This window comes from Mucilaginibacter sp. (assembly GCF_039207105.1).
GTDB lineage: Bacteria > Bacteroidota > Bacteroidia > Sphingobacteriales > Sphingobacteriaceae > Mucilaginibacter.
This window is the reverse complement of sequence record NZ_JBCECK010000171.1, coordinates 1-9,905: the sequence shown is the minus strand read 5'-3', so window position 1 is coordinate 9,905 and position 9,905 is coordinate 1. Positions and strand designations below refer to the sequence as shown.

Genomic DNA, 9,905 nt, shown 5'->3' with positions numbered 1-9,905 from the left:
GAATTTAGAATTTAGAATTTAGAATTTAGAATTTAGAATTTAGAATTTAGAATTTAGAATTTTTCCTTCCTAAGCACTTATCTTCATAATCCTGCGGCGTATCCGCGACAGCGAAACGGGGGTGATGCCCAAAAAGTTGGCTACATAATGCTGGGGTATGCGTTGCAGTACTTCGCCACCAGTTTCCAGCAATTTGTTGTAGCGCTCTTCAGGCGTTTGGGTGATAAAGGAGGTGACGCGGTCTTCGTAGCAGATAAGATAGTGCTCGGCTACTAAACGGCCGAAGCGTTCCATTTTATGGCCAATAATGTTGTTGGCATAAGCCTGCTGCATAGAGGCATAGGTGAGGCTTACAAAAACGGTATCTTCAAGAGCCTGAATATAATGTATAGCAGGCTCACGTATCAGGAAGCTTTTATATGAACTCGCAAATTCATTTTCAAAGCTAAAGTAGCCTGTAATTTCTTCGCCATCCTTTACATGAAAATATCTTACCGAACCTTTTACTACCAGGGCAATATGGTTGCACACCTTGCCTGGCTCGGCAAAGTTTTTCTTTTTCTTAAGTGAGCTGACTTCCAATAGCGGCATTAAGGCTTGCCATTCTGTTTCCCTTAGCGGAACAAATTCCTGTACCTTTTCTCTGAATTTTTGAAGCGCGCTTAGTGAATCCATAGCCTGTCTAACAAAAACAATGCGGCAAACACCACGCTGGCAATACCGTTGGTAGTCATAAAGGCAAAGTTTACGCGGCTCAGGTCGTTAGGTTTTACCAGCAAGTGCTGATAAACCAGCATAGCGCAAAAGAACACGATGCCTATATAATATAAAAAGCCTACATGTGTAAAAAATATGGGCATTACTATAAATACTGCCGAAAGTACATGTAAAAAGGTTGATAATCTTAACGCGTTTACCTTACCCATATAGGCAGGGATGGAGTGGAGATTTAGTCCGCGATCAAAATCCTCGTCCTGTAAGGCGTAAATAATATCAAAACCGCTCACCCAGCATAAAACTGACAGTGAAAAAAATAAGGGCGTTAAAGCAAACTCTCCGGTAACCACCAGGTAAGCGCCGATGGGAGCAAGGGATAAACCCAAACCGAGTACCAAATGGCAAAGTGCTGTAAAACGTTTAGTAGCGCTATAGCCCATTACTACAAACAAGGCCACCGGCGAAAGGTAAAAGCATAGTGGATTGATGAACCAGGTAGCCGCGATAAACAAAGCGCAGTTAATAAGCGTAAATGTTAAAGCAGCTGGGGCACTGATACGACCGGCCGGAATATCGCGCTGTTTGGTGCGGGGGTTTTGCGCGTCAATATCCCTATCCAGATAGCGGTTAAAAGCCATTGCCGAGTTGCGGGCAAATATCATACACAGTATCATTAAAACAAGCTTTTGCCAGTGAAACTGGTATTGCGTGGTAGTAACAGCCAAAAAGAAGCCGATAAATGCAAACGGCATGGCAAAAATGGTATGCGCAAAAGTTACTAATGAAAGATATTTTTTCATGTTATTATTAATTCCCCTCTTTTATGATCCCCTCTGGAGAGGGGTAAGGGGTATGTTCTACTATATGCTGTTCAATTTCAATCACCAAATTTAATTCACTACAATAAAAATTCACTATATAATTTAGTAATGACTTTTGACGGTAGAAATCATATCCAAAATGTTTTTGCCCTTTAACTCATTCCAGAGAAATATTTCTCCTAATGTGCTTTCATTCCTTAATCAGGTAGTTTATCGACTCACCCCGACATCGCTACGCTTGTCGACCCTCTCTTCAGCTACGCTGGAAAGAGGGTGAGGAAAATATTTTCTTTGCTCCTTTATCTTTTATCCCGCATCAATTTTTCAAACCCCTCTTTCCGCCAAAGGCGAAGAGAGGGTGGTCCAGCGTAGTGGAGACCGGGTGAGTCTTTTGTATACTATGCAATCCCAAAGAGTCTGCACTTTCTTCCGCGCCCCCTCTCAAGAGGGGAGATTATTTACCCTCCGTTCTCTCTTTCCAGAGGAGAGGTATAATGTGGTATTACAAAATTTTTATTGATCTCATCTATAAAAGCCAGTATCTCTTCGCGGCCCAGTTGTGTTTCTGAAGAGGTGACGAAATAGTGCGGCGCTTCTTCAAAGGTAGCTAATAACGCCTTTTTAAATTTAGCTATACTTTGATCTGTTTTTATGCTCGATTGTTTATCGGCTTTGGTAAATACCAGTACAAACGACAAGCCTTTTTCGCCAAGCCAGTTGCAAAATTCCAGATCGATCTTTTGCGGCTCCAGTCGGCTGTCTATCAGCACCATTACGCATTGCAAACTTTCGCGCTTATCCAGATAGGTATGGATAAATTTATCCCACTTGGCTTTTTCAGTTTTGGATGCCCTTGCATAACCATAACCCGGTAAATCAACAATATACCAGCTATCGTTAATAAAAAAGTGATTAATAAGCTGGGTTTTACCCGGTGTTTGCGATGTTTTTGCCAATCCTTTTTTGCCGGTAAGCATGTTGATGAGCGAAGATTTACCCACGTTTGAGCGCCCGATAAATGCGTACTCCGGTTTTACCGGTGGCGGCAATTTGGATATCTGGGTATTGCTGCAAATAAATTCGGCCGATTTAACAATCATGCTGCAAAGGTAGTATTTTTAATGGTGCGTTAACAGCTTTAGGTTGTCCGGGCTTTTTCTGCCACTATACCATGCACTTGTTTTACAATGCGAAAACAAATATAAAGGCAATTATAATTAAATTTGATGTTTAAACATGTAATATAATGAACGAATATAAAATTCCTGCCCAAACCCGCATTGGCCATGTGCATTTAAAGGTGAGCAACCTGCAACGTTCGCTTGATTTTTACTGCGGCCTGCTGGGCTTTGAAAAAATGGTCATGTATGGAACTCAGGCCGCGTTTATATCAGCTGGAGGCTATCACCACCATATTGGTTTAAATACCTGGCAAAGTGAGGGAGCTCCGCCTGCGCCTGAATACGCGGCAGGTTTATTCCATACAGCCATATTATATCCTGAACGTAAAGATCTGGCGGTGGCGCTGCAACGATTGATTGATGCCAAATATCAGATCACCGGGGCATCGGATCATGGGGTATCTGAGGCGATATACCTGAACGACCCAGACCAAAACGGTGTTGAGCTTTACTGGGACAGGCCAAAGGAACAATGGCCTACTGATGAGAACGGCGACGTTACTATGTACACCCGCCGACTGGATATTGAAGGTTTACTGGGCTTGTTGAAGTAATCAAATAAAAGAGGCAGACCGTTTGAAGTCTGCCTCCTGAGTAATCAATTGTTGATAAAAAATCAGCTGTTATTTAGCTTTTTCGTTACTCTGATTGTAATCATTGATGGCCAAAACTATTCCTTGCCACTTCATAGGCATATAAGTAGCCTTTTTTGCAAGGCTCATCATTTTTGCAGCTAAGCCCTTTTTTTTGGAAACCGGTTCGTTCCCGTATTCTCCATCATTGTACTTTTTCAATACTTCGGGAGTATCTTCAAAATATTTTTGAAGATCAGATTCAAATATATTGTCGTATTTGCCCTTATTATCTTTTTGAACTAAGAATTTCCAATGACTGATCTTATCGTCATGGTCACGCTTAATTTGTTGTTCTACAGTTAGATCAGAGCCAATACTTGAAAATGTATCTTGTGGATAGGGATAAAATCTGTATGCATTGATTCGTCCTAAGTTCAATATTTCCAACATGTGATTATTTGATCCAAGGCTTTTTGATTGCAAATTTTGTAAATCAACATAATGAATCTTGGTGAAGGTACGGTCGCCAACCTTATAATATTGAAGTTCGTCTGCATTATATTTTTTGGCTTTTATTTCTTTGTTAGGGTTCGCGGCAACTGCTGCAGAATCTTTAAGGTATATATGATTCTGGCTAGACCACGGATCATTCGCATCCATGAAAATGAAGCCACTTATACGGGTTCCATCATTTAATATAGCAAAGCCGGCTTGGTAATTACCCTGAGCTTTTACCTGTAAAACAGATAAAATAAATAGGCAGATAAGGATCAGGTAGTTTTTTTTCATGAAATTAATAAGATTTAAGTGTTTGTGATTTGAGGCGAAGATACAGATATATTATACTAAAATCCAGGAATCTCACGTACCATACATTTCAGGAAGGGTTCATAAAATCCAAGATAAAAAAAGAGACAGATATGATCTGTCTCTACAAACTTTGTAAGTTTTAATACTGTTTACAGCTCCCTTATCTTAATATCTTTAAAGTAAGCTTTGTGGCCATGATCCTGCAGGGCTATAAGGCCGGTTTTGGCAGTGCCATAATCCGGATGATCTTTCCATTTGCCTTCTGCTTTTTTCTTTTTCCAATCGGCGTTCCAGGCAGTAAATTCAACAATTTTGGCTCCGTTAAGCCAATGCTCTACATGGCCGTTGTTAAATATAATTTTGCTGGTATTCCACTGGCCAACAGGCATTATTTTCTTTTGATTATTGGGCAGATACATAGCATAATCGCAGCCGGTTTTTTGCCAGTCTTCCAGCTTTTCTGGCCAGCCGTTATCATCAATGATCTGGTATTCGGGGCCTGTTTCATAAGTGGCGTGGTATTTTGGGTCTTCAACTACGTGGTATAGCACGCCGCTGTTGCTGCCTTTGTCAATTTTCCATTGCCAGGTAAGTTCAAAATTGGTGTAGGCTTTGTCGGTAACAATATCGCCGCCGGTATCGCCTTTGGCAGCGCCTAAGCACACCAACGAACCGTCAACAATTTCCCAGTTTTTAACCGGCCCTTTTTTATTAAAGCCATGCCAGCCTTTTAAGCTTTTACCATCAAACAGGCTTACCCAGCCACCTTTATTGGCGTTTGCTTTTTTTACAGGTTCAGGACCGTCCACGGGTATCGCGGAAGTTTGAATACAAACCAAGCCTGCCGCGGCCAGTACCAAGCCCAATTTTTTTAATTGATGTTTCATAAATTGGTTGAATAATGAGTGGTTAAGTAGTGGGTAGTTGAATGGTGAGTGGTTGATTAGGTGAATAGCGAATGGTTCATTAAATATGCTAATCAGAACTTAAACCACTCACTACTCACCTAATCAACCATTCACCACAATTAAACCTGTTTTTTCATCTGCATTTTTTCGGGATCCCAGAACATGGGCGAATTTTTATAATAGCTATCGTTACATAACAGGGCAGGGGCAGCCGCGCGGTAACCAAAAACAGCATCTTCGGTTACTTTGCCGTTGTTCCTGATAGCGGTAAAAAAGTTGACCATATGGTCATATGGGCCGCCTTTGTAGCCTTTATCAGCATCAAAAACAATTTCTTCAGGTGGCAGCATTTTTTTGCGTTCCTGAACAACGTTACCTGCTTTTTTTAGTTTATCCAGGTAGAAAGGATCATCTGAACCTGCAACTTTATTTCTTTTCAGAGTTACCTTATCCCAGGTAATATCCATTGATCCCTCGCTGCCTACCAGTTTGAGGAAGGTAGTACCGCTGGTACCATCCACAAAGTTGCAGCGCAGCGATAGGTTAAAGGCCGGATGAGCTTCTGCTTTGGCATAATCAAAAGTACCTAACAGTACGTCGGGCACTTCGCGGCCGTCATTCCAGAAACGGAGACCACCTGACGCGTAAATTTTATTTGGTCCCATAGAGCCGGTGATGTAATGCAGGCTCGAAAACAGGTGAACGAATAAGTCGCCCGCCATGCCGGTACCATAATCAGTATAGTTACGCCAGCGGAAAAAGCGCTTAGAATCATAATCACGTTTTTTGGTGTTGCTGATATAGGTTTCCCAATCAACCGTTTGGGTAGATGCGTCTTCAGGGATAGGATATTGCCAAACCTCAAGCGGCTCGCGGCGTGCCCAAAAGCCTTCGGCATAGTTAAGCTCGCCTATGGCGCCGCTTTTTAACAGTTCATGCGCCTTTTCGTTACCCAATGAAGATACACCCTGGCTGCCTACCTGAAAAATTTTGCCGGTTTCTTTTTGTGCCTTGATCACGGCAGGGCCTTCGGTAACCGCATGTACCATAGGCTTTTCGCAATACACATGTTTGCCTGCATGCATGGCGTCAACCGAGATTTGCTGGTGCCAATGATCGGGCGTAGCAATGATCACGGCATCAATATCCTTGCGGTTAAGTATTTCCTTATAAACTTTAGTAGTAAAAATATCAGCTCCCCAACGGGTTTTAGCATCACGCAGACGGCCATCATACAAATCGCAAACAGCAACCAGCTTTACGCCCGGAACCTGCAGGGCAACAATGGTATCCTGTGTTCCCATGCCGCCGGCGCCAATCAACGCTAAGTTAATTTGGTCGTTCTGGCTGTAACCCAACTGTCTTTTCAGGATGGCAAATGGTTTAACGGAAGTTTCGGAGGCAAACAGGCTGGTACCTGCAGCAATAGCAGCGGAGGTAGTGGTTAGTTTTTTAATAAAACTTCGGCGCGACTGCTCTGGTTTTTCTTTCATAAATAAGCAATGATTAGGTATAAATAATTAATAAAAGGCTATTATGCGCCCGGCTTTGCATTGTTGTGCGCATTTGCCGGGTTAGTTTTTAAATAACTGGCTTTTAAAATTAGTGAATTGACTTAATATTTATACAACCTGTTAACATAATCTATCCAAATAAACTCAATCAGCGTACAATCACTATCTTTGCTGTCATATAAAAATGAATAAAACTATAACTCCGTACAACGATGAACAGGCTACCAAAAAAGAACAGGTGGCTGATATGTTCAACAATATATCTAAAACATATGATTTCCTTAATCACTTCATGTCATTAGGGATCGATATCATCTGGCGTAAAAAAGCTATTAACGAGTTAAAAAAGGATCAACCCAAACTGATACTGGACGTAGCCACGGGTACCGGCGACTTCGCGTTTGAGGCCCTGAAAATACTTCACCCCGAAAAAATTATCGGCGTTGATATTTCACGCGGTATGCTGGATATTGCCGAGCAGAAGATACAAAAACGTGGCTTAGGCCATAAATTTGAGGTTAAACTTGGCGATTCTGAAAAATTACCTTTTGACGATGGCGGCTTTGATGCTGTTACAGTAGCCTATGGCGTTCGCAACTTTGAAAACCTGGAAACCGGCCTGGCCGATATTCAGCGGGTGTTAAAACCTGGCGGCAAAGCAGTGGTGCTGGAGTTTTCAAAACCAAAAGTTTTTCCGGTAAAGCAGCTATATAATTTTTATTTCAATTATATTACACCAGGCATTGGCAAAATTTTTAGTAAAGATGCCAGGGCATATTCTTATCTTCCGGAATCTGTAGCGGCTTTTCCTGATGGGAAAAACTTTATAGCACTGATGGATAAGGTAGGCTTTAAAAACACCAAACACAGGCCATTGGCATTTGGCATTTGTTCAATATACACAGGCATTAAATGAGTTTAAAACGGTACCTTATTGTATGTATACTGATCCTTTGCTGTGGCAGCACGCTGCTGGCACAGGATAAGGTACCGGCATGGGGGGGCGGGGCCGACCTGGAAGATTTTAGCTTTGGTTTTAGCTTTAGTTATGTAAGCAGCGATTTTAAAATTACAAAACAACCGGACTGGCGTGTTCCGTTTTTTGATCCTGCGGTAAATCATACCATAACTCCTGCTTTAAACAGCATCAGCTCAAAAAGTTTACCGGGTTTTGCGGTTGGGTTTTTAACCCGCTACCGTTTAACCGAGCACGTAGAGGCTCGTGTAACGCCCTCATTAGTTTTTGCCGACAGGAACTTAACTTATACCTATGTAAACCCGGAGACAAATCCTACGGTTACCAAGCAGGTACAAACCACTACGGTTGATTTTCCGTTGTTGCTAAAAATAAAATCAGACAGGATTGGCGATTTCAGGGCTTATATTTTGGGCGGTCTCAAATATTCGCACTCCATTGGGGCAAAAAAGGATGATACCAATTCGGATATGCTGGATAAGCTGGTAAAAAACAATAGCGGCTATGCCTCATACGAAGCCGGGCTTGGCTGCGATATTTACTTTGAATTTTTTAAACTGTCGCCAGAAATAAAAATATCCAACTCATTTGGCAACGTGTTGCAGCATGAATATCAGCCTTATTCAAATCCTATTAATAAGTTATCCCTGCATACGCTGATGTTCAGCTTGTATTTTGAATAGGTTGGGGCTCTATCTTCTCCCAAAACAACCTTACCAAAACAAGACAATAGTTTAAAGTAAAAAACATAATTTCGCTGCCGTAGTTATCTATCTATCATGACCAAAATTGCTTTAATTACCGGCGCCACCTCGGGTATTGGTGAGGCATGTGCCGAAGTTTTTGCCCGTGAAGGCTTTAATCTCATACTAACCGGCCGTAGGCTTGAACGTCTGGAAGAGCTTGCCGATAAACTGAATAAAAAAAATAATGTAGAAATTGCCGTATCATCATTTGATATACGCAACCGTGAGCAGGTAATTGAAAATCTGGAAGGCTTGCCCGCAAAATGGAAAAAAGTAGATGTATTGATTAATAATGCCGGTTTAAGCCAGGGACTTGATCCTATACAAAATGGTAGTTATGATGATTGGGATACCATGATTGATACCAATGTAAAAGGCTTGCTTTATGTTAGCCGCGTGGTATCAAACTGGATGATCGAAAATGGTAAGGGACATATTATTAACTTAGGCTCCATTGCCGGTAAAGAAGTATATGCTAATGGCAATGTATACTGTGCAACTAAACATGCCGTTGATGCGTTAAATAAAGGTATGCGTATAGATTTGTTGCCTCATGGTATAAAGGTTACGGCAATACATCCCGGCGCGGTTGAAACAGAGTTTTCTGAAGTGCGGTTTAAAGGCGATAAGGAACGGGCTAAAAAGGTTTATGAAGGATATCAACCACTTGTGGCGGCTGATATTGCTGAAACTATATGGTTTGTAGCATCAAGACCGGCACATGTGAATATTAACGATCTGTTGATCATGCCAACCGCGCAGGCTACAGCAGGTAATATATTCAGAAAGGGATAAGAAGTTAGGAAGTCCGAAAGTCGGGAAGTCCGGAAAGACAGAAAGTCGGGAAGACCGTAAGTCAGGAAGTCAGCAAGACGGAAAGAAAAAACTGATATTTTTTAAAGATTATCGATATAAAATTATAATATAGCAAGAAAACTTCCGGACTTTCGGTCTTTCCGACTTCCGGACTAAAAAGAAAACTCCCGGACTTTCGGTCTTTCCGACGTCCGGGCTAAAAAGAAAACTCCCGGACTTTCGGTCTTTCCGACTTCCGGACTAAAAATAAAAACTCCCGGACTTTCGGTCTTTTCCGACTTCCGGACTAAAAAGAAAACTTCCGGACTTTCGGTCTTTCCGACTTCCGGACTAAATAAACAAACTAAATAATGTCATTAATAACACAAATAGATCAGGATATTAAATTGGCCATGCTGGCCAAACAGGCCGACCGTTTAAGAGGATTGCGTGCTATAAAATCGGCCTTGCTTTTAGCTAAAACAGAAAAAGGGGCTGCTGAAGAGCTTACTGCTGAGGCCGAAATTAAAGTGCTTCAAAAACTGATCAAACAGCGTAAAGAATCGGCAGATATTTACCGTACACAAAACCGTGAAGATCTTTACGAGATAGAAATGGAAGAAATGAAGGTGATTGAGCCCTATTTGCCACAGCAAATGACCCGCTTTGAAATTGAAGGTTATTTGCAGGAATTGATAAGCAGGGTAGGGGCAACCTCAACCAGCGATATGGGTAAGGTAATGGGAGTGGCTAACAAAGAACTTGCAGGTAAGGCCGATGGCAAAACCATATCAGAAGTAGTAAGGCAATTATTAGGTTAAGCTTTAATTTATTATAATTGTTGTAACTCATCCGTAATAAA

The 9,905-nt window shown here is 41.6% G+C and carries 11 protein-coding genes and 1 pseudogene; 5 read left to right on the top strand and 7 right to left on the bottom strand.

Annotated features, from left to right (window positions below; translation table 11 throughout):
• Positions 1-69 precede the first annotated feature (69 nt).
• From AAGC65_RS22335 to yihA, 4 genes and pseudogenes are all read right to left on the bottom strand, one after another.
• On the bottom strand, positions 70-675 hold the full coding sequence (locus AAGC65_RS22335; RefSeq protein ID WP_343114687.1) for a Crp/Fnr family transcriptional regulator: 606 nt from the start codon (positions 673-675) through the stop codon (positions 70-72).
• Complete coding sequence (locus tag AAGC65_RS22330; RefSeq protein ID WP_343114686.1) at positions 663-1,517, bottom strand: UbiA-like polyprenyltransferase; 855 nt, start codon at positions 1,515-1,517, stop codon at positions 663-665. Before AAGC65_RS22330 ends, AAGC65_RS22335 begins: the two co-directional genes overlap by 13 nt.
• A gap of 7 nt (positions 1,518-1,524) precedes the next feature.
• A pseudogene (locus AAGC65_RS26220) lies at positions 1,525-1,674 on the bottom strand (DUF559 domain-containing protein); the annotation flags it as partial.
• Between the two features lie 322 nt (positions 1,675-1,996).
• A complete protein-coding gene (yihA, locus tag AAGC65_RS22325) occupies positions 1,997-2,638 on the bottom strand; it encodes a ribosome biogenesis GTP-binding protein YihA/YsxC (protein WP_343114685.1) in 642 nt (213 codons plus the stop codon).
• A 146-nt stretch (positions 2,639-2,784) separates the two neighbouring features.
• On the opposite strand from yihA, the gene AAGC65_RS22320 reads away from it, so the two are divergent.
• Positions 2,785-3,273, top strand: coding sequence for a VOC family protein (locus AAGC65_RS22320; protein WP_343114684.1), 489 nt, complete (start codon positions 2,785-2,787; stop codon positions 3,271-3,273).
• Positions 3,274-3,342: 69 nt separating this feature from the next.
• Here AAGC65_RS22320 and AAGC65_RS22315 read toward each other — a convergent pair whose 3' ends face one another.
• From AAGC65_RS22315 to AAGC65_RS22305, 3 genes are all read right to left on the bottom strand, one after another.
• Positions 3,343-4,083 (bottom strand): hypothetical protein, encoded by a 741-nt coding sequence (locus AAGC65_RS22315; protein WP_343114683.1) that lies wholly within the window; start codon positions 4,081-4,083, stop codon positions 3,343-3,345.
• A gap of 170 nt (positions 4,084-4,253) precedes the next feature.
• Positions 4,254-4,991: a DUF1080 domain-containing protein gene (locus AAGC65_RS22310; protein WP_343114682.1), complete on the bottom strand. Its 738-nt coding sequence runs from the start codon at positions 4,989-4,991 to the stop codon at positions 4,254-4,256.
• A 140-nt stretch (positions 4,992-5,131) separates the two neighbouring features.
• On the bottom strand, positions 5,132-6,505 hold the full coding sequence (locus tag AAGC65_RS22305) for a Gfo/Idh/MocA family oxidoreductase (protein ID WP_343114681.1): 1,374 nt from the start codon (positions 6,503-6,505) through the stop codon (positions 5,132-5,134).
• Positions 6,506-6,710: 205 nt separating this feature from the next.
• Between AAGC65_RS22305 and ubiE the strand changes: the two genes are divergently transcribed.
• The 4 genes from ubiE (at position 6,711) to AAGC65_RS22285 (ending at position 9,864) form a co-directional block, all read left to right on the top strand.
• On the top strand, positions 6,711-7,442 hold the full coding sequence (gene ubiE, locus AAGC65_RS22300) for a bifunctional demethylmenaquinone methyltransferase/2-methoxy-6-polyprenyl-1,4-benzoquinol methylase UbiE (RefSeq protein WP_343114680.1): 732 nt from the start codon (positions 6,711-6,713) through the stop codon (positions 7,440-7,442).
• On the top strand, positions 7,439-8,185 hold the full coding sequence (locus AAGC65_RS22295; RefSeq protein WP_343114679.1) for an outer membrane beta-barrel protein: 747 nt from the start codon (positions 7,439-7,441) through the stop codon (positions 8,183-8,185). The genes ubiE and AAGC65_RS22295 overlap by 4 nt, the downstream gene beginning before the upstream one ends.
• A 96-nt stretch (positions 8,186-8,281) precedes the next feature.
• Complete coding sequence (locus tag AAGC65_RS22290) at positions 8,282-9,043, top strand: SDR family oxidoreductase (RefSeq protein ID WP_343114678.1); 762 nt, start codon at positions 8,282-8,284, stop codon at positions 9,041-9,043.
• A 371-nt stretch (positions 9,044-9,414) separates the two neighbouring features.
• Positions 9,415-9,864, top strand: coding sequence for a GatB/YqeY domain-containing protein (locus AAGC65_RS22285; protein ID WP_343114677.1), 450 nt, complete (start codon positions 9,415-9,417; stop codon positions 9,862-9,864).
• Positions 9,865-9,905 lie beyond the last annotated feature (41 nt).

What these genes read in the sequence shown, in the direction of transcription:
- AAGC65_RS22335 (WP_343114687.1), bottom strand. Translation starts at nt 675, where the DNA reads ATGGATTCACTAAGCGCGCTTCAAAAATTCAGAGAAAAGGTACAGGAA.
- AAGC65_RS22330 (WP_343114686.1), bottom strand. Translation starts at nt 1,517, where the DNA reads ATGAAAAAATATCTTTCATTAGTAACTTTTGCGCATACCATTTTTGCC.
- yihA (WP_343114685.1), bottom strand. Translation starts at nt 2,638, where the DNA reads ATGATTGTTAAATCGGCCGAATTTATTTGCAGCAATACCCAGATATCC.
- AAGC65_RS22320 (WP_343114684.1), top strand. Translation starts at nt 2,785, where the DNA reads ATGAACGAATATAAAATTCCTGCCCAAACCCGCATTGGCCATGTGCAT.
- AAGC65_RS22315 (WP_343114683.1), bottom strand. Translation starts at nt 4,083, where the DNA reads ATGAAAAAAAACTACCTGATCCTTATCTGCCTATTTATTTTATCTGTT.
- AAGC65_RS22310 (WP_343114682.1), bottom strand. Translation starts at nt 4,991, where the DNA reads ATGAAACATCAATTAAAAAAATTGGGCTTGGTACTGGCCGCGGCAGGC.
- AAGC65_RS22305 (WP_343114681.1), bottom strand. Translation starts at nt 6,505, where the DNA reads ATGAAAGAAAAACCAGAGCAGTCGCGCCGAAGTTTTATTAAAAAACTA.
- ubiE (WP_343114680.1), top strand. Translation starts at nt 6,711, where the DNA reads ATGAATAAAACTATAACTCCGTACAACGATGAACAGGCTACCAAAAAA.
- AAGC65_RS22295 (WP_343114679.1), top strand. Translation starts at nt 7,439, where the DNA reads ATGAGTTTAAAACGGTACCTTATTGTATGTATACTGATCCTTTGCTGT.
- AAGC65_RS22290 (WP_343114678.1), top strand. Translation starts at nt 8,282, where the DNA reads ATGACCAAAATTGCTTTAATTACCGGCGCCACCTCGGGTATTGGTGAG.
- AAGC65_RS22285 (WP_343114677.1), top strand. Translation starts at nt 9,415, where the DNA reads ATGTCATTAATAACACAAATAGATCAGGATATTAAATTGGCCATGCTG.